At 73.6% G+C, this 22,774-nt stretch carries 21 protein-coding genes; 14 read left to right on the top strand and 7 right to left on the bottom strand.

The window, feature by feature from the left end:
* Positions 1–8: 8 nt before the first annotated feature.
* Complete coding sequence (locus ACFY3L_RS32600; protein ID WP_389332716.1) at positions 9–2,066, top strand: sensor histidine kinase; 2,058 nt, start codon at positions 9–11, stop codon at positions 2,064–2,066.
* Positions 2,056–2,712, top strand: coding sequence for a response regulator (locus tag ACFY3L_RS32605; protein WP_389332719.1), 657 nt, complete (start codon positions 2,056–2,058; stop codon positions 2,710–2,712). Before ACFY3L_RS32600 ends, ACFY3L_RS32605 begins: the two co-directional genes overlap by 11 nt.
* A gap of 56 nt (positions 2,713–2,768) precedes the next feature.
* Here the strand turns inward: ACFY3L_RS32605 and ACFY3L_RS32610 are convergent, their stop codons facing one another.
* Entirely contained in the window at positions 2,769–3,365 is a 597-nt protein-coding gene (locus ACFY3L_RS32610; RefSeq protein ID WP_389332722.1) for an ATP-dependent Clp protease proteolytic subunit, read from the bottom strand.
* Positions 3,366–3,492: 127 nt separating this feature from the next.
* Complete coding sequence (locus tag ACFY3L_RS32615; RefSeq protein WP_389332725.1) at positions 3,493–4,341, bottom strand: tetratricopeptide repeat protein; 849 nt, start codon at positions 4,339–4,341, stop codon at positions 3,493–3,495.
* 137 nt (positions 4,342–4,478) lie between these two features.
* Between ACFY3L_RS32615 and ACFY3L_RS32620 the strand changes: the two genes are divergently transcribed.
* Complete coding sequence (locus tag ACFY3L_RS32620; RefSeq protein ID WP_389332728.1) at positions 4,479–4,979, top strand: chemotaxis protein CheX; 501 nt, start codon at positions 4,479–4,481, stop codon at positions 4,977–4,979.
* Positions 4,980–4,988: 9 nt separating this feature from the next.
* Here the strand turns inward: ACFY3L_RS32620 and ACFY3L_RS32625 are convergent, their stop codons facing one another.
* Positions 4,989–7,544, bottom strand: coding sequence for a putative bifunctional diguanylate cyclase/phosphodiesterase (locus ACFY3L_RS32625; RefSeq protein ID WP_389332731.1), 2,556 nt, complete (start codon positions 7,542–7,544; stop codon positions 4,989–4,991).
* A gap of 285 nt (positions 7,545–7,829) precedes the next feature.
* On the opposite strand from ACFY3L_RS32625, the gene ACFY3L_RS32630 reads away from it, so the two are divergent.
* The 7 genes from ACFY3L_RS32630 (at position 7,830) to meaB (ending at position 16,012) form a co-directional block, all read left to right on the top strand.
* Entirely contained in the window at positions 7,830–8,177 is a 348-nt protein-coding gene (locus tag ACFY3L_RS32630) for an MmcQ/YjbR family DNA-binding protein (RefSeq protein WP_389332734.1), read from the top strand.
* A gap of 7 nt (positions 8,178–8,184) precedes the next feature.
* Positions 8,185–9,138 carry a DUF1152 domain-containing protein gene (locus tag ACFY3L_RS32635; RefSeq protein WP_389332737.1) on the top strand — a complete coding sequence of 318 codons (954 nt, stop codon included), beginning with the start codon at positions 8,185–8,187 and terminating at the stop codon, positions 9,136–9,138.
* Between the two features lie 41 nt (positions 9,139–9,179).
* Positions 9,180–9,524: a hypothetical protein gene (locus ACFY3L_RS32640; protein WP_389332740.1), complete on the top strand. Its 345-nt coding sequence runs from the start codon at positions 9,180–9,182 to the stop codon at positions 9,522–9,524.
* Positions 9,525–9,661: 137 nt separating this feature from the next.
* On the top strand, positions 9,662–10,948 hold the full coding sequence (locus tag ACFY3L_RS32645; protein WP_389332743.1) for an SLC13 family permease: 1,287 nt from the start codon (positions 9,662–9,664) through the stop codon (positions 10,946–10,948).
* Positions 10,949–11,166: 218 nt separating this feature from the next.
* Positions 11,167–12,924, top strand: a complete 1,758-nt coding sequence (locus ACFY3L_RS32650) for a methylmalonyl-CoA mutase family protein (RefSeq protein ID WP_389332746.1) — start codon at positions 11,167–11,169, stop codon at positions 12,922–12,924.
* On the top strand, positions 12,921–15,041 hold the full coding sequence (gene scpA / locus ACFY3L_RS32655) for a methylmalonyl-CoA mutase (RefSeq protein WP_389332749.1): 2,121 nt from the start codon (positions 12,921–12,923) through the stop codon (positions 15,039–15,041). Before ACFY3L_RS32650 ends, scpA begins: the two co-directional genes overlap by 4 nt.
* On the top strand, positions 15,038–16,012 hold the full coding sequence (gene meaB / locus ACFY3L_RS32660) for a methylmalonyl Co-A mutase-associated GTPase MeaB (RefSeq protein WP_389332752.1): 975 nt from the start codon (positions 15,038–15,040) through the stop codon (positions 16,010–16,012). The genes scpA and meaB overlap by 4 nt, the downstream gene beginning before the upstream one ends.
* Positions 16,013–16,162: 150 nt before the next feature.
* Here meaB and ACFY3L_RS32665 read toward each other — a convergent pair whose 3' ends face one another.
* The gene (locus ACFY3L_RS32665; protein WP_389332755.1) at positions 16,163–16,381 is read right to left on the bottom strand and encodes a ferredoxin; all 219 of its coding nucleotides are present in this window, start codon (positions 16,379–16,381) and stop codon (positions 16,163–16,165) included.
* 148 nt (positions 16,382–16,529) lie between these two features.
* On the opposite strand from ACFY3L_RS32665, the gene ACFY3L_RS32670 reads away from it, so the two are divergent.
* Positions 16,530–17,918, top strand: a complete 1,389-nt coding sequence (locus ACFY3L_RS32670; protein WP_389332758.1) for a condensation domain-containing protein — start codon at positions 16,530–16,532, stop codon at positions 17,916–17,918.
* A gap of 65 nt (positions 17,919–17,983) precedes the next feature.
* Here the strand turns inward: ACFY3L_RS32670 and ACFY3L_RS32675 are convergent, their stop codons facing one another.
* A complete protein-coding gene (locus ACFY3L_RS32675) occupies positions 17,984–18,391 on the bottom strand; it encodes an HPF/RaiA family ribosome-associated protein (RefSeq protein WP_389332761.1) in 408 nt (135 codons plus the stop codon).
* Positions 18,392–18,555: 164 nt separating this feature from the next.
* On the opposite strand from ACFY3L_RS32675, the gene ACFY3L_RS32680 reads away from it, so the two are divergent.
* Positions 18,556–19,572, top strand: coding sequence for a coiled-coil domain-containing protein (locus tag ACFY3L_RS32680; RefSeq protein WP_389332764.1), 1,017 nt, complete (start codon positions 18,556–18,558; stop codon positions 19,570–19,572).
* Here ACFY3L_RS32680 and ACFY3L_RS32685 read toward each other — a convergent pair.
* Positions 19,561–20,439 (bottom strand): LysR family transcriptional regulator, encoded by an 879-nt coding sequence (locus tag ACFY3L_RS32685; RefSeq protein WP_389332767.1) that lies wholly within the window; start codon positions 20,437–20,439, stop codon positions 19,561–19,563. The two genes, ACFY3L_RS32680 and ACFY3L_RS32685, sit on opposite strands and share 12 nt — an antisense overlap.
* 73 nt (positions 20,440–20,512) lie before the next feature.
* Between ACFY3L_RS32685 and ACFY3L_RS32690 the strand changes: the two genes are divergently transcribed.
* Both ACFY3L_RS32690 and ACFY3L_RS32695 read left to right on the top strand, forming a co-directional pair.
* A complete protein-coding gene (locus ACFY3L_RS32690) occupies positions 20,513–21,184 on the top strand; it encodes a cyclase family protein (protein ID WP_389332770.1) in 672 nt (223 codons plus the stop codon).
* Positions 21,181–21,447 carry a hypothetical protein gene (locus ACFY3L_RS32695; protein WP_389332773.1) on the top strand — a complete coding sequence of 89 codons (267 nt, stop codon included), beginning with the start codon at positions 21,181–21,183 and terminating at the stop codon, positions 21,445–21,447. The genes ACFY3L_RS32690 and ACFY3L_RS32695 overlap by 4 nt, the downstream gene beginning before the upstream one ends.
* Here ACFY3L_RS32695 and ACFY3L_RS32700 read toward each other — a convergent pair.
* The gene (locus ACFY3L_RS32700) at positions 21,416–22,762 is read right to left on the bottom strand and encodes a hypothetical protein (protein WP_389332776.1); all 1,347 of its coding nucleotides are present in this window, start codon (positions 22,760–22,762) and stop codon (positions 21,416–21,418) included. The genes ACFY3L_RS32695 and ACFY3L_RS32700 overlap by 32 nt on opposite strands.
* Between the last annotated feature and the right edge of the window lie 12 nt (positions 22,763–22,774).

Consider the following 22,774-nt stretch of genomic DNA (forward strand, 5'->3'; position numbering starts at 1 on the left):
ATGGCCGCATGCGCACGCGGCTCCCCACCCTCGCCGGCGGGCTCTTCGTCCTGCTGGCGCTCGCCTCGACGGTCATCTCGATCGTCCTGGACGCCGCGATCAGCGCCGAGCGCCGCGCCACCGACGGCATCGAGGCGGGCTGGATCTCCGGCCTCGCCGGCCTGGCCCTCGCCGTGCCGGGCGCGCTGCTGGCCCGCAAGGTCCCCCGCAACGCGGTCGCCTGGATCCTGTGCGTCACCGGCCTGCACTGGTCCAGCGACGGCACGTTCGCGTCGTGGGTCGCGTACGCCACCGCCCACGACCCCTGGCTGCCCGGCGTCACCATCTCCTGGTGGCTCTACCAGCGGCTCGGCGCGGCGCTGCTGTTCTCGCTGCCGCTGCTGCTGATCTTCTACCCGGACGGCCGGCCGCCGGAGGGGCGCTGGCGCTGGGCCTCGTTCGTCAGCCTCGGGTTCACCGCGGTCCTGCCGGTCACGCTGCTGTTCGTCCCGACCCGGCTCGCCGAGGCGCAGGGCGGCGGCGACGACCCCTCCGCGGCGCTGCACCTGTCGATCGACCTGCTCACCCTCCCGCTGCCCGACAGCGTCTGGGTCGTCCTGCTCCGCCTCGGCTACGCGGCGCTGCCGTTGAGCCTGCTGGTGCCCTTCGCGGTGGTGTTCCGCCGGTACCGGCAGGCAAAGGGCCTCGCCAAGACCCGCATGCGCTGGCTGGTCTGGGCCGGCGTCGTCGACCTGCTGGTCATGCTCTCCGCGCTGCTGCTGCCCCAGTCGGCGCTGTCGGCGGGCCTGTTCGTGGCGATCGTCGTCACCGGCGGTGCGATCGCGGTCGGCATCCTGCGCCCGCGTCTCGTGGACATCGACCGGCTCCTCGGCGGGACCGTCCTCTACGGCGCCCTGGCCACGCTCGTCGTCGCCGTCGACGCGGTCCTGCTCGCCGCGGCGACGACCCTGCTCGGCGAACAGGGTGCGGCCCTCGCCGGACTGCTCGTCGTGATGCTGGTGTACGGTCCGCTGCGCCACCGCCTCTGGCTGCTGGTCCAGCGGGTGGTGCTCGGGCGGCGGCACGACCCGTACCGCGTCGTCTCCGGCCTCGCGGAGCAGCTCGAACGCACCGACAGCCCCGAGGACCAGCTGCTCGCCGTCGCGCGCAGCGTCGCCGAGGCGTTCAACGCCCCCTATGTCGCGGTCGAGGTCCACCGCGGCGGCGACTCGACCCTCCTCGCCGAGCACGGGCAGCCGGTCCCGGACTGTTCTACGCTGCCCATCACGTACCGCGGCGAAACCGTCGGCAGGCTGATCCTGCCCGCCGGCGGGCCCCGCACCGACCTCTCCCCGCGCGACGAGCGGCTCCTCGCGGACGTGGTCCGGCAGGCGGCGGCCGCGGCGCGCTCCAGTCACCTCGCCGCCGAGCTGCAGCTGAGCCGGGAACGCCTGGTCGGGGCCCGCGAGGAGGAGCGCCGCCGGGTGCGCCGCGACCTGCACGACGGGCTCGGCCCGGCGCTCGGCGGGGTGGCGCTGCGCATCGACACCGCCCGCAACCTGCTGAAGTCCTCGCCGTCCAGGGCCGACGACATCCTGCGGCAGGCCCGGGAGGACGTGTCGACCGCGCTCGCCGACGTACGGCGCCTCGTGCACGACCTGCGCCCGCCGGCCCTCGACGACGTGGGCCTGATCGGCGCCGTCGACCAGGTCGCCGACCGCCTCCGCACGCCGGCCCTGACGATCCACGTCTCGGGCGACCTGCCTGCGGGCCTGCCCGCCGCCGTCGAGGTCGCGGCCTACCGGATCGCCTCGGAGGCCCTGACCAACGTGTCGAAGCACGCGCGGGCCTCGGCGGCCTCCGCCGACTTCTCCGTCGTCTCGGACAAGCTGGTCGTGACGGTGACGGACGACGGCGCGGGGATCTCCGCCGGCACGCCGTCCGGCGTCGGGCTCATCTCGCTGCGGGAACGCGCCTCGGAGCTCGGCGGCCACTGCGAGATCTCCTGCCCGCCGTCCGGCGGCACGACGGTACGCGCCACACTGCCGCTAGGATCTTCACCGCAGGAGGTGGCCGATGGCCGATGAACCGGTCCGGGTCCTGGTCGCCGACGACCACCCGATCTTCCGCGACGGCCTCGCCGTGCTCCTCGGCTCGGTGGAGGGCATCGACGTCGTCGGCACCGCCGCCACCGGCGCGGAGGCCGTCACCCTCGCCGTCGACCTGCTCCCCGACGTCGTCGTCATGGACGTGCAGATGCCCGGCCTGAACGGCATCGAGGCCACCCGCCGCCTCGCCGCCGAGGCCCCCTCCGTCGGCGTCGTCGTGCTCACCATGTCCGAGGACGACGGCACGGTCTTCAGCGCCGTCCGGGCGGGCGCCCGCGGGTACCTCGTGAAAGGCGCCGAACAGGAGGAGATCGTCCGCGCCATCAACACCGTCGCCTCCGGCGGCGCGGTCTTCGGCGCCACCCTCGCCCGCCGCATCGCCGAGTTCTTCGCCGCCGGCCCCCCGACGGCGACGACGGCCTTCCCCGAGCTCACCGCCCGCGAACGCGAGATCCTCGAGCTCCTGGCCGCGGGCCGCTCCAACGCACAGATCGCCCAGGCCCTCTACCTGTCCCAGAAGACCGTCCGCAACAACGTCTCCAACGTCTTCGCCAAGCTGCAGGTCGCGGACCGTTCCGAAGCCATCGTCCGCGCCCGCGAGGCAGGCCTCGGCCGCCCCCAGTAGCCCCACCGCCATCGCGAACCGCCGGCCGGGCGGACCCGCCACGCGCGGCGGCCGGGTCAGCGGGAGGTGATCGAGGAGATCAGCCCGTACCCGACGGCCTCCTCGGCGGACAGGACACGGCCGGTGGACAGGTCGTCCTCGATGCGGGATCGGGGCTGGCCGGTCGCGGCGGCGATGCGCAGGACCAGGTCCTCCAGGTCGCGCAGGTAACGCCCGGCCTCGGCGACGACCTGGTCGGCGGTGCCGCCCGGGCTGGTCACCTTCGGCTCCGACAGGCGGAACCTGGCGTGCGCGAACGCGGTGCGGGTCGCCGCGGCGCAGAACACCCCGATGGCGGCGCCGCCGACCTGGCCGACGGCGGTCGCGTGGACCGGGGCGTGCACGGCGTCGAGCGCGTCGACGAGCGTGAACACCGCCGCGAGCTGCCCCTCCTCCGCCGACAGGTGCAGCGTGATCTGCTCGGTGCCGAGCGCGTCGAGCGCGAGGAGCGTCGCCGCGGCCCTGCCCGCCATCTCCGGCTCGATCATCCCGCGCAGAAACACCATGCGCCGGCCGAACAGCTGCTCGTCGAGCCACGGCGCGTGCTGCGTCTGCGGCGGCTGCGGGTCGTCGTCGGGCCGCCACTCGGGCCGGAACCGCAAACTGTGCTCCATACGCCGACCCTAGGCGACCCCACCCGCACCCGCCGCACCCCGAGCCCCCATTCCGCTGCGGGCAGAAGCCGAAGCCGCGGTCGAGGAGGAAGCCGAAGCCGAGGACGAAGCTGCCGGGCCGGGCATGTTACGAGTGACGCCCGCGGGGGCGGTCGAGGCCGAGGTGGTCGAGCCAGTCGTCGACGGGGTGGCCGAGGTCCTCGGCGGTGTCGAGCCAGTGGGCGGCGGTGCCGGCGTCCTCGGGGACGCCCTCGCCGGTGAGGTGCATGTAGCCGAGCATCGCCGCGGCGCGGGGGTTGCCGGCGTCGGCGGCGCGGCGGTAGTAGGCGGCGGCGAGGGTCAGGTCGGCGGGGAAGCCGGATCCGGTGGCGTGGGCGGCGCCGAGGTTGTACAGCGCCCGCGGCTGGCCGAGGTCGGCGGCGCGGATCAGCCAGCGGCGGCCGAGGTCCTCGTCGCGGGGGACGCCCTCGCCGGTCGAGTGCAGCACGTACAGCTCGAAGGCGGCATCGGCGTCGCCCCGCTCGGCGGCCCACTCGTGGTGCGGCACGGCGGCGGCCGGATCGCCGAGCCACTGCTCCAGCAGGCCCAGCCGGTAGCGGGCGGCGGGGTCGGTGGCGGCGTGCGGGCGCAGGTGCTCGCGGGCCGCCCGCTGCGCGTCGGCCGGGCCGTCGGCGCACGAGCGGGCGAAGAGCAGCGCCCCGTCCCGGTCGCCGAGCGCGGCGGCCTCGGCGAAGCACTGCCGGGCCTGGTCCAGCGTGGTCTCGCCGGAGGGGAAGGCGGGGGCGAGCACGTCGCCGCTCGCGCCGAGGTAGCAGCTGCCGAGCTCGATCCAGGCGCGGGCGCTGCCCGACCGGCCGGCGGCGCGAAGCCCCGCGACGACCTCCTCGGCCACCGAGAGCGGCAGGATGCCGATCATCAGGTCGCCACGGTTGATGCGGCCCGCGAGGGCGATGCAGCGGGACTCGTCGAACTCCACCCGCGCAACCTAGCAGCCGCCGGGCCGCGACCGTCCGCGATCGTCTCAGAGTGATTTTCCCGTTTCCGCCGGGCTGCCACTTTCGGCTGCCACCATGCGGGTGACGGGTACAGCTTCGACAGACCTCTGGAGTGCGCATGGTGGACGCCTCGTTCAACGAGTCCGGCCTCGCCGACAAGGACCTCGTCGAGATCGTCAACGAGGTCTGGGACGCGTACCTGCAGCAGCCGGACGCCCAGCCGACCGATCACGAGCCGGTGCTGGACATGCGCCCGATCACCGCCGCCGTCTCGATCACCGGTGCCTGGGAGGGGCATGTGCGGGTGCTCGTACCGGCGGCGGCGGCGAACGACATCACCGGCCTGATGCTCGCCATGGAGCCCGACGAGGTCACGGACCAGGACGTCACCGACGCCATGGGTGAGCTGATCAACGTCGTCGGCGGCAACCTGAAGAACCGCGGCGCCCAGCCGGCGAAGCTGGGGCTACCCGTCGTCGCGACCGGCAAGATGCTGTTCCCGTCGACCCGCGAGACGCACCGGCTCGCCGTCGGCTGGCAGGGCAAGCCGGACGAGCCGATCACGTTCAGCGTGCTGCACGTGCACCGGGAGCGGCCGGTCACCAACCGCATGGCGTGACCGTGACGGTCACCAGGTTCGCTGCCGCACCAGGGCGGCCTCGATGCGTTCCGCCGGTGCCGGCGTGCCGTAGTAGTGGCCCTGGCCGTAGCGGCAGCCCGCGGTCCGCACGACCTCCAGGTGCCGCTCCACCTCCAGACCGTGGGCGACGACCGTCACGTTGAGCCGCTGCGCGAGCTTCACGACGACGTCCATGATCGGCGCCGCTCCCCCGCCGGCCGCCGGCTGCGACACGAAGAGGGCACCGTCGACCTTCAGCACGTCCGTCGGCAGCCGCCGCAGGTGCGCCAGCGACGTGGCGCCCGTGCCGAAGCCGTCCAGCGCGGTCCGCACACCGACGGCCCGCACCGTGGCGAGGGGCTCGACGGCCCGGTCGAGGTCCGCGCCGATCTCCCGCTCCGACAGCTCCACCACCAGGTCCGGCGGGTCGATCTGGTGGCTGTCGAGGGTGAGGCTGAGCCGGCCGGCGAACCCTTCCGCGACGAGGTCGTCGATCTCGACGTTGACCGACATCCACAGCCGGTACCCCTCGTGCTGCCACGACGACAGCTGCCGGCACGCCCGGTTGAGCACCCAGTCGTGGATCTCGCCGGTGATCCCGAGCTCCCGCGCCACCTCCAGGGTCTCCTTCGGCGGGACCGTGCCGAGGGTGGGATGCCGCCAGCGCAGCAGCGCCTCCACGCCGACCGGGTGCCCCTCGACGAGGTCGTAGACCGGGTGGTACGCGAGGTCGAGCTCGCCGCGCTCCGCCGCCTGCGGCAGGTGCTGCTCGAGCGTGGCCCGCCGCACGTAGGCGTCCTCGACGGCGGCGTCGTGCCACTCGACCTTGCCGCGCCCGCCGCGTTTCGCCCGGCGCAGCGCCAGCCCGGCCCGGCGCAGCGACTCCTCGGCGCCGCCGCCGGCCGGGGCGAGCCCGATCCCGGCGGACAGCTGCAGGTCGGCGCCGGGCAGCCGGTACGGCTCGCCGAGGTCGCCGAGCAGCCGCGTCGCGAGCGTGAACGCGTGGACCTTGTCGACCTCGGTGTACACCGCGAACTCGTCGCCGTTGAGCCGTGCCGCGACGTCGCCCGTGCCGATCGCGCCGCGGATGCGGGCGGCGGCCTCGACCAGCATCGCGTCGCCGACGTCGGCCCCGTGCAGGTCGTTGACGCCCGCGAAGCCGTCCAGGCCGATCATCACCAGGTGGCCGGTCCTGCCCTCGAGGTGGGCCAGCAGCGTCCCGCGGTTGGCCAGGCCGGTCAGCGGGTCGGTCCGCTGCGTGCGCTGCAGGCTGTGCTCCAGGTCCTGCTGCGCGGTGACGTCCCGCAGGTGCACGACGACGCCGTCGACCTCTGGGTTGCCGCGTTCGTCGGTGACGCTGACCTCGACCGGCCGCCACGCGCCGAACCCGTCCTGGAGCCTGGCCCGCACCGGCTGCGGCGACGTCCGGTCCAGAACGACCGCGGCGGCGTCGCCGGGGTGCAGCAGCTGCCGGAGCGGCCGGCCGACCACGTCCTGGTCCGACAGCCCGAACTGCCGCGCCGCGGCCGCCGACTGCCACCGCACCGACAGGTCCCGGTCCAGCACCACGATGACGTCGGAGGAGCCCGCGACGAGCGTGCGGAAGGTCGCCTCCTGCGCGTCGAGCCGGCCGCTGTACCGCCGCAGCGCGACCGCCTCCAGCAGCTCGCGTACCGCGACGGCCAGCACGGCAAGCGTGCCGACGGCCATCGCGGGCGTGCCGATCTGCCCGCGGCTGACGAGCGCGTACAGCACCGCCGCGGCGCCGGCGAGGACGGGCGCGACGAGCAGCGGGTCGCCGATCAGGATGCCGTCGGTGGCGGGCCGGCCGGGCTGGCGGTCGACGTACACCGACCGGCACGCGCCGGCCCAGACCAGCACCGACCCGAGGACGAGCAGGCCGCCCGCGACGAGCAGCCAGGTGCCGTTGCCGGCGGGCCGCAGCCGCAGCACCGCCAGGCCGAGGACCAGGAGCGCGACGCCTCCGGCGGCGGTGACGGCGGCCCAGCGCGGCAACGGCGCCCGTACGCCGCTGACCACCGCGACCGTGATGCCGACGACCGCGAGCAGGCAGGTGGTGAAGACGGTGGGGCCCGGCTCGCCCTGCTGTTCGAGCACGAGGACGAGCAGGGTCAGGAACTTCCACAGCGCGACGCAGACCCCGTCGAGCGCCCGCCGGATCGCGCCGGGCGTGTCGACGGTGACCCCGGGCAGCTTCAGCAGGCCGGCCACGAGCGCCGCCCCCGCGACCGGCGCCAGGTACCCGGCGAGGGGCGTGGCCACGGCGGAGACCCCGGCGCCGAAGACCCCGGCGGCGAGCGCCGCGAGACTGAACACGGTGCCGCGGGGCAGCGGCTTCGGCGTGACCGCGCCGGCTCCCTCCGCGCCGGGCCCGTCCGGGTGCCGCCGGCCGGCGCCGGCCGCGAGGCGCAGCAGCCAGGCGGCGTGCAGGGTCGCCGCGGCCGCGGCGGCGACGAGGACGGCGACCCCGGCCGGCAGCCCGAGCGGCGGCCCGCCGACGAGGACGGCCGCCGCGACGGTCAACGTGAGCGGTGCCGAGGCCATGAGCGTCCGGCCTCGTGATCTGTGCGCGCCACCGATACCCGGTTTCATCGCATCGGTCCGTTCGCTCGCTCGGCAGGGGGTCCTAGCTGCCCCCAGCAACGACGAGCACCGCCGGGGGTGACGTCAAGGTCACCCGATCGGACGATATTGCGTCCATTTTGCGGTAGTTTATGGGCATCGATCGGGAAGGCGATGTGCGTGGCGCCCAGGGACGGGTACAGGGACCGGTTGACCCGCCGGTCGCGGGGGCCCTGCCGGGCCGGCCCGGCGTGCCAGGATGAGCCGATGGGGAGCGTCGACGAGGTACGCGCGGTGGCGCTGAGCCTGCCGCGGACGACGGAGCACCTGATCCGCGACCGGGTCAAGTTCCGGGTGGGCAGCATCGTCTATCTGGCGCTGTCGCAGGACGAGACGGCGCTGGGGTTCGCGTTCCCGAAGGAGGAGCGCGACGCCCTCGTCGCGGCCGACCCCGGCCGGTTCTTCCTGCCGCCACTGTCGGACCTGCGGTTCAACTGGGTCTGCGGCCACCTCGCCGGGCTCGGTGGCGAGGAGCTGCGCGACCTGATCGTCGACGCGTGGCGGATGGTCGTGCCGAAGCGCGTCCACGCCGCCTGGCACCAGAGCCTGTCGTGAGCTTGTCATGAGCCTTGCCGAGCCGCCGCTGTTCGCGGCCCTCGCCGGCGCGCGCAGCGTCCTGGTCGCCGGGGCGGGCGGCGGCTTCGACGTGTACGCCGGGCTGCCCCTCGCCCTCGCCCTGCGCGCGCAGGGCAAGGTCGTGCACCTGGCGAACCTGTCGTTCACGGCCCTGGAGACGCTCGACCTCGACGTGTGGCTCGCGCCCGGCGTCGCGCTGGTGACGGCGCGGACGGAAGGGCTCGAGGACTACTTCCCGGAGCGGGCGCTCGCGCGGTGGCTGCGGGGGCAGCGGGAGCCGGACGTCGTGTACGCGTTCCCCCGCACCGGGGTGCGGCCGCTGCGGGAGGCGTACGCGACGCTCGCCGAACAACTCGGCCTCGACGCGGTCGTGCTCGTCGACGGCGGCACCGACATCCTCATGCGCGGCGACGAGGCCGGGCTCGGCACCCCCGCGGAGGACATGACCAGCCTCGCCGCGGTCGCGGGTCTCGACGTGCCGGTGAAGCTGGTGACGTGCGTGGGGTTCGGGATCGACGCGTACCACGGCGTCCGGCACACCCAGGTGCTGGAGAACATCGCCGCGCTCGACCGCGACGGCGCCTACCTCGGCGCGCTGTCCATCCCGTCGGCGAGCCGGGAGGCCGCCCTGTACCGGGACGCCGTCGCGCACGCGCAGGCCGCGACGCCGCTGCGGCCGAGCATCGTCAACGGGCAGATCGCGGCGGCGAGCCGGGGCGAGTGCGGCGACGTGCGGTTCACCAGCCGCACCGGCGGCAGCACCCTGTTCGTGAACCCGCTGATGACCATCTACTTCAGCTTCACCGTCGACGGCCTGGTGAGCCGGGTGCTGTACCTGGACACGCTGGAGGACACGGTCCGCATGGAGCAGGTGGTGGCCCGCATCGGACGGTTCCGCGCCGGCATCACACCCCGGACCGCGCGCCCCTACCCGCATTAGCAGGTAAACTCGGGGATTCGACGAGCGGGCGGAGGTGAGGCGTGAGGACTGCGTTGCGCACGACCGCCGTCAGCCTCGCGCTCAGCATCTGCGCCATGCTGCTCGGCCTGACCCAGGCCCACCACACGCTGCCCGGCGACACGTTCCAGGTCGCGCGGACCGGCAGCGTCATGTCGGCGGTGCCGGGCGCTGACGCGCCACAGGGGCGCAAGCTTCCCCGTACCGGCGAAACCACCGCCGACGGAGCGCACTGGCTCGTCGTGCTGCCCGCCGCGCTCGACGTCACACCGCCGGCGGCCGTCTGGTCCGCGGCGGCCGGCACCGCGCAGGTCCATCGTGGACGGTGCGGCGCCACCCCGGGCTGCCGGGGCCCGCCCACCTCCTGAAGTTCACGTTCTCCGCAGCCGTGGCCCCGCCGGGGTCGACGGTTTCGTCGCGTTGCCCTTCAGGAGGTTTCCGTCATGTACCGCATACCGCCACGCCCACGTCAGCTCGTCACGCCGCACGGCCCGCCGGGCCGCCGGTGAGCGCCGTCGCCGCGATCGTCATCTTCACGGTCGCGTTCGCCCTCATCGCCACCGAGAAGGTCCACCGGGTCGCCGTCGCCCTGTTCGCCGCCGGCATGATGGCCCTGCTGGGCCTGGTGCCCGGCAAGGACGTGTTCTTCTCCGAGCACGCCGGCATCGACTGGAACGTCATCTTCCTGCTGCTCGGCATGATGATCATCGTCGGGGTCATCAAGCAGACCGGCATCTTCGAGTTCCTCGCCGTCTGGGCGGCGAAGCGCTCCGGCGGCCGGCCGTACAAGCTCCTCGTGATGCTCATGGTCATCACCGCGGTCGCGTCGCCGTTCCTCGACAACGTCACCACGATCATGCTGGTCGCGCCGGTGACCGTGCTGGTGTGCGGCAAGCTGGGCATCCCGGCCGCGCCGTACCTGATCGCGGAGGCCCTCGCCTCCAACATCGGCGGCGCCGCCACGCTCATCGGCGACCCGCCGAACATCATCATCGGCAGCCGCGCCGGCCTGACGTTCAACGACTTCGTCGTGCACATGGCGCCGATCGTCGCGATCCTGTTCGTGCTGTTCGTACTGCTGGCCTGGGTCATGTTCCGCAAGCGCTTCGAGTACCACCCGGAGCGCGTCGCCGAGGTCATGGCCCTGGACGAGCGCGCGTCGATCACCGACCGGCGGCTGCTCGCCCGGTGCCTGGCGGTCCTCGCGCTGGTCGTCACCGGCTTCGCGCTGCACGCCGTCATCCACGTCGAGCCGGCCATCATCGCGCTGCTCGGCGCCGGGCTGATGGTGCTCGTGTCCCGGGTCCCCACCGCCGCCTACCTGGAGGAGGTGGAGTGGTCGACGCTGGTGTTCTTCATGGGCCTGTTCGTGATGGTCGGCGGCCTCGTCGAGACCGGCGTCATCCACCGCATCGGCACCTGGGCGACCGGCCAGGTCGGCGACGACTACTTCCTCGCCGCGACCGGGCTGCTGTTCGGCTCCGCGGTGCTCGGCGCGTTCTTCGACAACATCCCGTACGTGGCGACGATGGCCCCGATCGTCGAGGACATCGTCGCGACCACCCCCGACCCGGCCACCGGCCAGTCGCTGTGGTGGGCGTTCGCCCTCGGCGCCGACTTCGGCGGCAACGGCACCGCCGTCGCCGCCAGCGCCAACGTTGTCGTGCTCGGCATCGCCGCGCGCGCCGGCCAGCCGATCAGCTTCTGGCAGTTCACCCGCTACGGCATCGTCACCACCGTGATGACCACCGTCATCGCCTGGGGCTACGTCTGGCTGCGCTACTTCGCCTGACCCGCACAGGAGCCCGTCCAGGGACCCGCACAGGGGTGACCGCACCGGCCTGCCGGGGCGGTCACCCCGCGGCGCGACCAGGCCCGGTGTCGTCCACGGGCGCCGCACATCGCCGGGTTGGCCGGAGCGGCGGATGGGGCGAAACGGTGAGATATTCGACGGGTGGAGCATTTCACAACGGTTGCGGGGTCGCTGTCACAGGCCCTTAACATCCGTTCATGAGTGAGGCTGACGGGCTGCGGCTGGGTGCCGATTTCCCCGGTGGCGACCTGGAGCAGTGGCAGCGGCTGGCCCTGGCGGTGCTGCGCAGGACCGGCGCCGCCGATGACGGCACGCCGCCGGAGGCTGTCGCGGAGCTGCTGGGCAGCGTGACCTACGACGGGATCGCGGTGGCGCCGCTGTTCACCGCCGCCGACGCGCAGGGGCTGCCCGCGACCGGGTGGCCGGGGCAGTCGCCGTTCATCCGCGGCGGCAGCGCGCAGCCGCGGGCGTGGGACGTGCGGCAGCGGCATGCGGACCCCGACGCGAAGGCGACCCGCGAGGCGATCCTCGCCGACCTCGAGAACGGGGCGACGTCGATCTGGCTCGACGGGATCGCGCCGGGCAGCATCCCCGACGTCCTCGACGGCGTGTACCTCGACCTCGCCCCCGTCGTGCTCGACTGCGGCGCCGCGACGGAGGACGCCGCGCGCGTGTTCCTCGGGCTGCCGGGCGACGACAAGCGCGGCAACCTCGGCGCCGACCCGCTCGGGTGGCAGGCGAAGACCGGGGAGCCCGCCGACCTCGGCATGCTGGGCCGGCTCGCGAAGCAGGCGCCGCGGCACGTACCGGTGGCGACGGTCGACGCGACGCCCTACCACGAGGCCGGTGGCAGCGACGCCGAGGAGCTCGGCTTCGCCGCCGCGACCGGGGTCGCGTACCTGCGGGCGCTGGTCGACGCGGGGATGAGCGCCGGCATGGCGCTGCGCCAGCTGGAGTTCCGCTACGCGGCCGGCCAGGACCAGTTCGCGACGATCGCGAAGCTGCGGGCGGCGCGGCGGATCTGGTCGAGGATCGCGACGGTCTGCGACGTGCCGCACCTCGGCGCGCAGGTGCAGCACGCGGTGACGAGCGCGGCGATGATGACGGCCCGCGACCCGTGGGTGAACCTGCTGCGCACCACCGTCGCCTGTTTCGCCGCCGGGGTCGGCGGCGCCGACGCGGTGACGGTGCTGCCGTTCGACGCGCGGCTCGGGCTGCCCGACGGCTTCTCCCGGCGGATCGCGCGCAACACCTCGACGCTGCTGGTCGAGGAGGCGCAGGTGGCACGGGTCGTCGACCCGGCGGGCGGCTCGTGGTTCGTGGAGTCGCTGACCGACGCGCTCGCGCACGCCGCCTGGGACGTGTTCGTCGACGTGGAGCGGGCCGGCGGGATGGGCGCCGCGCTCGGCAGCGGGCTCGTCGCCGACCGGGTCGCCGCGACCTGGCAGCGTCGCGCCGACCGGCTCGCGCACCGCCTCGACCCGATCACCGGCGTCAGCGAGTTCGCGTCCCTGGAGGAGCGGCGGCCGGTCCGCTCCCCCGCGCCGCAGGCACCCTCGGGTGGGCTGCCGCGGCACCGGTACGCCGAGGCGTTCGAGTCCCTGCGGGACGCCGCCGAAGGCTCGGACCAGGTCGTCAGCCTGGTCACGCTCGGCCCGGTCGCGTCGCACACCGCGCGGGCGTCGTTCGCGGCCAACCTGTTCGCCGCCGGCGGCATCCGGACAGTCCACAATGGACCTTCCCCGGCCGTCGCGTGCATCTGCGGCTCCGACCGTTCCTACGCCGAGGAGGCCGAGGACACCGCCCGCCGGCTGAAGGCCGAGGGCGTCAAGACCGTCTGGCTGGCGGGGAGACCCGCCGGCTACGAGCACGTCGACGACTACCTGTACACCGGCTGCGACGCACTCGCCGTGCTCCGCCGCACACATCTGGACCTGGGACTGGTGACGCCGTGATCCCCGACTTCACCGAGGTCGCCCTCGGCACCCCCCGCGTCGACGCCACCCCGCCGGAGCCGGCCGAGGCGTGGCAGACCCCGGAAGGCATCGACGTCGCCGGTGTCCACGGCGCATCCGACCTCGACGGGCTCGACTTCCTCGACACGTACCCGGGGATCGCCCCGTTCCTGCGCGGGCCCTACCCGACGATGTACACCACGCAGCCGTGGACGGTCCGCCAGTACGCCGGGTTCTCCACCGCCGAGGAGTCCAACGCCTTCTACCGGCGCAACCTCGCCGGCGGACAGAAGGGCCTGTCCGTCGCCTTCGACCTCGCCACCCACCGCGGCTACGACTCCGACCACCCGCGGGTCGCCGGCGACGTCGGCATGGCCGGCGTCGCGATCGACTCCATCCTCGACATGCGGCAGCTCTTCGACGGCATCCCCCTGGACAAGATGAGCGTGTCGATGACGATGAACGGGGCCGTGCTCCCCGTCCTCGCGCTCTACATCGTCGCCGCCGAGGAGCAGGGCGTCGCGCCGGAGCTGCTGTCCGGCACGATCCAGAACGACATCCTCAAAGAGTTCATGGTCCGCAACACCTACATCTACCCGCCCGCGCCGTCGATGCGGATCATCAGCGACATCTTCCGGTACACCTCGGAGAAGATGCCGAAGTTCAACTCGATCTCCATCTCCGGCTACCACATCCAGGAGGCCGGGGCGACCGCCGACCTGGAGCTCGCCTACACCCTGGCCGACGGCGTCGAGTACCTGCGCGCCGGGCGCGACGCCGGCCTCGACGTCGACGTGTTCGCGCCGCGGCTGTCGTTCTTCTGGGCCATCGGCATGAACTTCTTCATGGAGGTCGCGAAGCTGCGCGCCGGCCGGCTGCTGTGGGCGAAGCTCGTCCGCGAGTTCGGCGCGAAGAACCCCAAGTCGCTGAGCCTGCGCACGCACTGCCAGACGTCCGGCTGGTCGCTGACCGCGCAGGACGTGTTCAACAACGTGGTCCGCACCTGCGTCGAGGCGATGGCCGCCACCCAGGGCCACACCCAGTCGCTGCACACCAACGCCCTCGACGAGGCGCTGGCGCTGCCGACCGACTTCTCCGCCCGCATCGCCCGCAACACGCAGCTGCTGCTGCAGCAGGAGTCCGGCACGACCAGGGTCATCGACCCGTGGGGCGGCAGCGCGTACGTGGAGCGCCTCACCCACGACCTCGCGGCCCGCGCCTGGCAGCACATCCAGGAGGTGGAGGCCGCCGGCGGCATGGCCCGCGCCATCGACGAGGGCATCCCGAAGCTGCGCATCGAGGAGGCGGCGGCCCGCACCCAGGCCCGCATCGACTCCGGCCGGCAGCCGGTGATCGGGGTCAACAAGTACCGCCCCGACGCCGACGAGCCGATCGAGGTCCTGAAGGTCGACAACTCCTCCGTCCGCGCCCAGCAGCTGGCGAAGCTGCAGCGCCTGCGCGCGGAACGCGACCCGGACCGCGTCGCCGAAGCGCTGGCGGCGCTGTCGGCCGGCGCCGCCTCGGACGGCAACCTCCTCGAACTGTCGGTCGTGGCTGCCCGCGCGCACGCCACCGTCGGCGAGATCTCCGACGCCCTGGAGCGGGTGTTCGGGCGGCACACGGCGCAGATCCGTACCATCTCCGGGGTGTACCGCGACGAAGCCGGCAACGACGAGCTCATCGACCGGGTGCGCGCCGCCACCGCCGAGTTCGCCGAGGAGGAGGGGCGCCGGCCCCGAATCCTCGTCGCCAAGATGGGCCAGGACGGCCACGACCGCGGCCAGAAGGTCGTCGCGACCGCGTTCGCCGACCTCGGCTTCGACGTCGACGTCGGCCCGCTCTTCCAGACGCCGGACGAGGTGGCCCGCCAGGCGGTCGAGGCCGACGTGCACATCGTCGGCGTCAACTCCCTCGCCGCCGGGCACCTCACCCTCGTCCCCGCGCTGCGCGACGCCCTCGCCGCCCTCGGCCGCGACGACATCCTCGTCATCGTCGGTGGCGTCATCCCCCCGCAGGACTTCGACGAACTGCGCGCCGCCGGCGCCGCCGCGATCTTCCCGCCCGGCACGGTGATCGCCTCGGCGGCCCTGGACCTGCTCGCACAACTCCGCCGGTGACCGCCCTCCTCGAGGGGGTGCTCGCCGGGCACCGCGCGTCGATCGGGCGGGCGATCACCCTCGTGGAGTCGACCCGCCCCGACCACCGGGCCCAGGCGCAGGACCTGCTCGTCGCGCTGACCCCGCACGCCGGCCGGGCCCGCCGCATCGGCGTCACGGGCGTCCCCGGCGTCGGCAAGTCCACGTTCATCGACGCGCTCGGCACGTTCCTCACCGGCGCCGGGCACAGGGTCGCGGTCCTCGCCGTCGACCCGTCGTCGACCCGCACCGGCGGCAGCATCCTCGGCGACAAGACCAGGATGGCCCGCCTCGCCGTCGACGACGCCGCCTTTGTACGGCCGTCGCCCACGTCGGGCACCCTCGGCGGCGTGGCCCGCGCGACCCGCGAGGCGATGACCGTCGTCGAGGCCGCCGGCTACGACGTCGTCCTCGTCGAGACCGTCGGCGTCGGCCAGTCCGAGACCGCCGTCGCCGGGATGGTCGACACGTTCCTGTTGCTGGCGCTCGCCCGCACCGGCGACCAACTGCAAGGCATCAAGAAGGGCGTCCTGGAGCTCGCCGACGTCATCGCCGTCAACAAGGCCGACGGCCCGCACGAGCCCGACGCCCGCAAGGCCGCCCGCGAGCTCGCCGGCGCGCTGCGCCTCCTGCACACGTCCGGCGCCCGCGACTGGCAGGTGCCGGTCGTCACCTGCAGCGGCCTCACCGGCGCCGGACTGCCCGACCTGTGGTCCCGCCTCGAGGCCCACCACGACCACCTGTCGTCGTCGGGCGCCCTCGACCGCCGCCGCGAGGCGCAGCGGGTCGCGTGGATCTGGGAGACCGCCCGCGCCACCCTCCTGGACCGGCTGCGCGCCGACCCCGCCGTCCGCGCCCTCGCCCCCGACCTGGAGGACCAGGTCCGCGCCGGCACGATGACCCCGGGCCAGGCCGCCGACGCCATCCTCGCCGCCTTCCACCGCACGACGTAGCGGGACCCCGGACGCTGCCCTCCCAGCGGAAGGCACGGCGGGACTCAGACGGTGCCCTTCCGCCGGAAGGCACGGCGGGACTCAGACGGTGCCGATGAGGCCACCGTCGATGACGAAGCCGGCCCCGTGTCCAACCGGGTCCCACGGCGGTCAGATCTCGACGGGTCTGCCGGTGGTGAGGTCGACGACGCTGATCGCCTCCATCGGGCAGGAGGCCACCGCGTCGAGGACGGCCTCGTCGTCGGGGGCCACGTCCTGGTTGACCGGGTGGGCCCGGCCCTCGACGTCGTCCAGCTCGAAGCGGTCCGGGGCGATGCCCTGACAGCTGCCCGAGCCGATGCACGTGTGGTCCACGGTGATCCGCCACATGCGCACCAACCTATCGAACTCCGCCATTGTTTGCCGACCTGAGCCAGGTTGGCAAGATTCGTACGGACGATTGAAAAACTTCAACGTCGGCCGTAGCTTTTAGGCGCTCACCCCCTGACCCGGTCCGGCCTCGGCGGAAGGTGACTCCATGCCCGCGTACCCCACCAGCGTGCACTTCAGCACCGGCCGCGCCGCTGAGGGCCCGCTCATCTGGGCCCAGGTCGCGATCTGGGACGTGCTCCGCTGGCTGCCACCGCACGACTCGACCCTCAACCTGCTCACCCGCTGCCCCGTCCCGCCGCACAACGACCTCGGCCGCGTCCTCACGGCCGTGCGGCGGCTCGTCGAGCGGCACGACTCGCTGCACACCCTGTACGTCGACACCCCCGAAGGCCCCCGCCAGCGGGTCGTCGGCGAGGGCGACATCCCGCTGCGGATCCACGACATCGGCGACCGCGGCACCGACGAGGCGGCCGCAGAGCTCGGCGAGGCACTGCGCGCCCCGTGGTTCGACATCGGCGCCGACCTGCCGCTGCGGGTCGCGATCCTGGTCCGCGACGACGCCCCGGTCGTGGTCCTGCTCGCCGCCAGCCACATGGCCGTCGACGGCGGGAGCTTCGCGATCGTCCGCGGGGACCTGCTCAACCTGCTGCAGGACCCGCCGGTCGCCGTCGAGCCGGGCCAGCAGCCGTTGCAGCGCGCCGGGTACGAGACCTCCGCCGTCGGGCTGCGCCGGGAGGCGAAGGCGCTCGCCTACTGGGCGAAACACCTCACCGGCGTCCCCACCCGCATGATCGAGAGCGTCCGCGACGGCCGGCCGCCCAACCTCGACTGGGGGCTGATCCAGTCCCCCGCCCTGGCGCTCGCCACGAACGGGCTCGCCGCCCGGTTCGGCGTCCCACCGGCGACGGTGCTGCTGGCCGGGACCGCGCTGCAGCTCGCCGCGTACACCGGCGAGACCGAGGCCCTGCTCCGCATGATCGTGGCGACCCGCTTCCGGCCGGCGAGCCGCGCGCTGGTCGGCGCCTTCAACCAGAACGCGCTCTTCCGGCTCGACTTCACCGGCCGCCCCGCCGAGACCGTCGGCGACCTGCTGCACCGCGCCTCGGACGCCGCCCTCCTGGCGTACGCCCACTGCGAGTACGACCCACGCCGGCTCGAGGCGCTGTTCGCCGACGTCGCCGCCGGCCGCGGGATCACGCCCGACGGCTACTGCTTCTTCAACGACACCCGCTTCGCCCCGCCGGACCAGCCCCCGCCCACGCCGCCGGCCGACCTCGCCGACGCGATCCACGCGGCGCCCGCGACGAAGCTGCGTGCCCCCGTCATCGACCGCCTGCCCAAGGGCGCCAACTTCTTCATGTTCCTCACCGACCTGAGCGACACCGCCGAACTGATGCTGTGCGCCGAGCACGGCTTCCTCGGCGAACGCGGCCCCCTCGGCTTCCTCGACGGCCTGGAGCGCCTCGTCGTGAAGGCCGCGCTCGACGAGCACGTCACGACCGGCACCCTGTACCGCGACGCCACCGGCCCATGACGCGCCGATGACGGCGGCGGCCCGGTCACCGGAAGCCGGTGGCCGGGCCGCGCGACACCGCGCGCTCAGGTGCTGGGGCGCGGGATCAGCTCGGGAGAGATGACGTCGGCGATCGTGCTCTCGCGGAGGTGACGGTTGTGGCGCGGCACCTGCCTGGTCTTCACCTCGGCCAGGCGGCGGCGCAGGTCGTCGCGGACCTCCAGGATGGCGGCGTGCAGGTCTTCCTCCGTCGATGTGGTCACCGCCTTCGGGTGGCCGGGGGTCCAGCACTCGAGGGTGACCTTCTGGCCGCGGGCGTTGCGATCCTTCACCGACACCTCGATCTCCGTCGCGTCGACCGGGAACGCGGCCAGCTGGGTGTCGAGCGTGGCGAACTGCTCGGCGATCCAGGCCCTGTCGCCCTGGGAGAAGCCGGCGCCGACGCGCAGGCAGTCCTCGACGGTGGCCGGTGTGCTCGTAGCACTTCTCGACATGTCCGAGACCCCTTCCGTTGCTTGCCTTGACTTTGTCCGCTTACCCCTCAATGACCCGGTTCATGTCCCCCAATCCTTCCTAGGAGGCTAGCCCACCACCCTGGACGATGATTCCGGCCCGAATCCGTCAGCTCACCCGGCAGGCGGCCGATGGGGAGGACAGTATGTCCAGACCTCCGTGGATCGTCGCCGTCGTGACGGCGCTCGCGCTCCTCCTGGCCCCGGCCGTGGTGCTCGGCACGGCCTCACCCGCGAACGCCGGCGAGGGGGGCGACCCTGCCCTGATCAAGAAGCTCGACGAGGCGAACCGCGCGTACATCGACGCGCAGAACGCCCTGGCGGCGTCCCTGCAGCAGCAGAAGGCCCTCGAGGAGCAGCAGCAGAAGCTGGAGACGGAGTACGCGAAGCTGCGCGACGAGACCCAGACGATGTCGGTCGCCGCGTACCAGAACGGCGGCGGGCTGCGCAGCGCGGCGACACTGCTGGACAGCCCGACGCCAGGGGTGTTCGCCGACCGGGTGAGCACGCTGGAGGTCATCGCCCGGCGCAAAGCCGCCCAGCTCACCCGGCTGACGGCGACGCGGACCGAGCTGACCAGGACGAGGTCGGCCATCGACGCCGAGGTCGGCAAGCAGCAGGCGAGCACGGCGGTGATGGCGCAGCAGAAGGCCGGCCTGGAGGAGGCCCTCGCCGAGTCGATGGCCGCCGTCGACGTGTCCACCACGTGGAGCGAGAAGACCACGACCAGGACCGCCGAGCCCGCGCCCCGGCGGGCCGACGGCTCGTGGCCGGCGGAGTCGTGCGGCACGGACGACCCGACGACCGGCGGCTGCCTCACGCCGCGGACCCTGCACGCGCTGCAGGAGGTGCGCAAGGCCGGGTTCATGCGCTTCGTGTCGTGCTGGCGGCAGCCGCCCGAGCCATACGAGCACCCGAAGGGCCGGGCCTGCGACTTCGCCGCCGACGTGAAGGGCTTCGGCGGGGTGGCGGCCGGCGCGTCCAAGGAGTACGGCACCCAGCTCGCCGCGTGGCTGATCAAGAACGCGCAGGCGCTGGGCGTGATGTACGTGATCTGGTACAAGCAGATCTGGACGCCGGCGGGCGGCTGGCACGCCTACAACAGCGGTCAGGGCGACCCGAGCAGCGACCACACCAACCACGTGCACCTGTCAATCTACTAGGACCGACAGCAGCGCGGTCACCGCCGGAAGGGCCGCCCTACCCGCGGTGACCAGCGCGTCCAGCCGCCGGGCACCCGCGACGGGCAGGTCGGTCACCCGTACACCCGCCGCCAGCGCGTCACGAAGCGCCAGGTCCGGCGCGATGGTGGCGCCGTGCCCCGCGGCGACGAGCGCGAGCACGACCGGGTAGTCGACGCACGCGTGCACCCGCCGCGGGGTGAAGCCGCGCTCGCGGCCGAGCCGGTCCAGGACCTGCCCGGTCGTCGACGTCGGCGGGCCGGCGATCCACGGGCGGTCGGCGAGGTCGGCGTAGGAGAGCACGGGCGGCCAGCCGGCGGGAACCACGACGCGGTACGGGTCCTCGCCGAGTGGCACCACACTGACCTGCCTGCGTGACTCCAGGCCCAGCGAGGCGTCGCGCTCGGTGATGGTCACGTCGAGGCCGCCGAGGCGCAGCTCGCGCAGCGCCGGCGGGCCGTCGAGCTCGGTGATCGAGCAGGTCACGTCGGGGTGGTCGCGGGCGAGGCGGGCCATCGCGGGGATCAGCAGATGCCGGATCACGGTCGCGAACGCGCCGACGCGGACGAGCCCGGCGGCGTGGCCCGACATGGCGACCAGCTCCCGCTCCGCCTCGGCGAGCTCGCGTTCGATCGCCTCGGCGCGCACGGCGAGGACCCGGCCGGCGGCGGTGAGCACGGCGCGCCGCCCCGACCGGTCCACCAGCGGCCGGCCGACGGTGTGCTCCAGCTGCGCGAGCTGCTGCGACACCGCCGACGGGGTGACGTGCAGCGCGGCGGCGGCGCCGGCGAGGGTCCCGCGGCGGGCGATGGCGGCGAGCACCGCGAGGCGGCGCGGGTCCAGGTTCATGCAGCCCCGCTTCAGTGCAACTGTAGGAATTCTCGCTCACACGTTAGCTGCGCTGTCTGCCACGATCTCAGGTGTGCCACGCTTCATCGAACTGAGCCACCCCGTCCACGCCGGCCTGATCACCTATCCGGGCATGCCCGGGCCCGTGATCAGCGACTACCTGTCCCGGGAGGACGCCCGCGGCAGGTACGCGCCCGGGACCGACTTCCAGATCGGCCGCATCGACCTGATCGCCAACACCGGCACCTACCTGGACACGCCCGCGCACCGCTTCGAGGGCCGCGGCGATCTCACCGACGTCCCCCTCGACCGGGTCGCGGACCTGCCCGGCGTCCTCGTCGACGCGACCGGGGTCCGCGCGGTCGACGCGGCGCTGCTGGAGCGGCAGACCGACACGCACGGGGACGTCACGGACTGCGCCGTCCTCGTGTGTACCGGCTGGTCGAAGCACTTCGGCAAGCCCGCCTACGGCGACCCGGACGCGCCGTTCCTGACCCGCGACGCCGTCGACTGGCTGGTGCGGAGGGGCCCGGCGCTCGTCGGCATCGACTCGGTCAACATCGACGACGTCGCCGACCTGACGCGCCCCGCGCACACCGGCCTGCTCGACGCCGGCATCTACATCGTGGAGCACCTCAACGACCTGGACCGGTTGCCCGTCGACGGGTTCCGGTTCACGGCGGTGCCGCCGCGGATCGCGGGCATGGGCACGTTCACCGTCCGCGCCTACGCGGTGCTGTCGTGATCGCCCTCATCGGCTGGGCGGGCGCGGCGGGGCTGCTCGCCGCGTACGCCCTCGTCTCCACGAAACGGATCACCGGCGACGGCGCCGTGTTCCAGGGCCTCAACATCGCCGGCGGCGCGGCCCTCGCCTTCAACTCGGCGGTGAACGGCGCGTGGCCGTCCGCGGTGCTCAACATCGTGTGGGTGGCGATCGGCGCGGTCGCGATCTTCCGGCTGGCGCGGCGCCGGTCCGTCAGAGCCGCCCCGAGTACCAGGGTGTCCTGACTCGGTAGAAGACGAACCGTCCGGGCGCCGCCGCGCAGGCCAGGTACGTGTGGCTCCACGTGCACGTGTCGACCGGCACGTCCAGGGCGCCGAGGTCACGGGTCGCGCCGTCGTCGGCCTGCACGCCGAGCCAGGTGTACGGGCCGGCCGGCACGTCGACCGGCAGCAGCAGGTAGCTGCCGTCGTCGAGGCGGGCGGCGCGCCGGCCGGGCCAGCGCCGCACGACCCGGCCCTCGTCGTCGAGCAGCACCGCGCCGCCGGCGTCGCGGAGCATGAGCCGCTCGCCGACCGGCAGCAGGGTGCGGGGCGCGTCGACGTCGACGCGGAACTCGACCTCGCCGGTGCGGATGTCCAGCGCGGTCACCCGGTGCTCCTCGACCGCGCAGATCCGCCGCTCCCCGCAGGCGGCCAGCGCCCGCACCCGCGCCTGCGGGTCCGGTGACGTCCACGTCCACTGCACCTTGCCGAGCTTCACCCGGTCGCGGGCCTGAATCCGGTAGCCGTGGCCGGGCCCGGCGACGAAGACCTGCTCCTCGTACGGGTACACGAGGTCGTCGGGGGCGGCGACGGCCGGCGCGGCGCCGTCCGGCTTGCCGCTGGACAGGCTGATCACCTCGATGCCGCCGCCGGCGACGGCGCGGACCAGGTGCGGGTCGACGGTCAGCGGCTCGTCGAGCGCGGCACCGTCCGGCGACGTCGGGACCTGCTGGTGGCTCCAGTTGTCGGTCAGCCAGAAGCTGCCGGCGCCACCCGGCTGGTCGAGGGTCGCGATCTCCTTCTGCGTGCTGACGTCGGTGACGACGAGCCGGTGGTCGGCGCCGCGGTATCGCACGAAGTACTTGCCGACGAGCTCCCACCGGTCCCCGGCGACGACGTCGAACCTGACGAACGGCACCCCGTTGTTCGCGTTGAGCAGCGTGATCGTGCGCCGGCCGGCGCTGTCGGGGGCGCCGGTGACGATCACGGAGCCGCGGGCGAAGCTGAACGACTCGACTCCGGTAAGGGCCGTGTTGGTCCAGATCGCGGGTTCCCCGGGCTTGTCGACGTCGACGGCGCGCAGGTGGAAGCGCCCCTCACCGGCCTGGTAGCCGACGAACGCCCGGCCGCTGTCCAGGAACGCGCGCAGGCCGGGCCCCTCGACGGCGCCGGGGAACGTGGCCTCGCCGGTGCGGCTGAGCCGGTCGAACGCATACGGCCGCTGGTTGAGCCGGTAGACGAACGCGCCGGCGAGCACGGCGGCGACGAGGACCGCGACGACCGCGGCGGACCAGCGGGCGCGCCGCGAGAGCCACAGCGACCGACGCGGCGTCTGCACCCGCCGACCTTA

The sequence above is a fragment of the Dactylosporangium sp. NPDC000521 genome, from assembly GCF_042898305.1.
Taxonomy (GTDB): domain Bacteria; phylum Actinomycetota; class Actinomycetes; order Mycobacteriales; family Micromonosporaceae; genus Dactylosporangium.

What these genes read in the sequence shown, in the direction of transcription:
- ACFY3L_RS32685 (WP_389332767.1), bottom strand. Translation starts at nt 20,439, where the DNA reads ATGAACCTGGACCCGCGCCGCCTCGCGGTGCTCGCCGCCATCGCCCGC.
- ACFY3L_RS32665 (WP_389332755.1), bottom strand. Translation starts at nt 16,381, where the DNA reads ATGTGGCGGATCACCGTGGACCACACGTGCATCGGCTCGGGCAGCTGT.
- ACFY3L_RS32635 (WP_389332737.1), top strand. Translation starts at nt 8,185, where the DNA reads ATGAGCCTTGCCGAGCCGCCGCTGTTCGCGGCCCTCGCCGGCGCGCGC.
- ACFY3L_RS32605 (WP_389332719.1), top strand. Translation starts at nt 2,056, where the DNA reads ATGGCCGATGAACCGGTCCGGGTCCTGGTCGCCGACGACCACCCGATC.
- ACFY3L_RS32680 (WP_389332764.1), top strand. Translation starts at nt 18,556, where the DNA reads ATGTCCAGACCTCCGTGGATCGTCGCCGTCGTGACGGCGCTCGCGCTC.
- ACFY3L_RS32675 (WP_389332761.1), bottom strand. Translation starts at nt 18,391, where the DNA reads ATGTCGAGAAGTGCTACGAGCACACCGGCCACCGTCGAGGACTGCCTG.
- ACFY3L_RS32625 (WP_389332731.1), bottom strand. Translation starts at nt 7,544, where the DNA reads ATGGCCTCGGCACCGCTCACGTTGACCGTCGCGGCGGCCGTCCTCGTC.
- ACFY3L_RS32620 (WP_389332728.1), top strand. Translation starts at nt 4,479, where the DNA reads ATGGTGGACGCCTCGTTCAACGAGTCCGGCCTCGCCGACAAGGACCTC.
- ACFY3L_RS32630 (WP_389332734.1), top strand. Translation starts at nt 7,830, where the DNA reads ATGGGGAGCGTCGACGAGGTACGCGCGGTGGCGCTGAGCCTGCCGCGG.
- ACFY3L_RS32610 (WP_389332722.1), bottom strand. Translation starts at nt 3,365, where the DNA reads ATGGAGCACAGTTTGCGGTTCCGGCCCGAGTGGCGGCCCGACGACGAC.
- ACFY3L_RS32670 (WP_389332758.1), top strand. Translation starts at nt 16,530, where the DNA reads ATGCCCGCGTACCCCACCAGCGTGCACTTCAGCACCGGCCGCGCCGCT.
- ACFY3L_RS32650 (WP_389332746.1), top strand. Translation starts at nt 11,167, where the DNA reads ATGAGTGAGGCTGACGGGCTGCGGCTGGGTGCCGATTTCCCCGGTGGC.
- ACFY3L_RS32600 (WP_389332716.1), top strand. Translation starts at nt 9, where the DNA reads ATGCGCACGCGGCTCCCCACCCTCGCCGGCGGGCTCTTCGTCCTGCTG.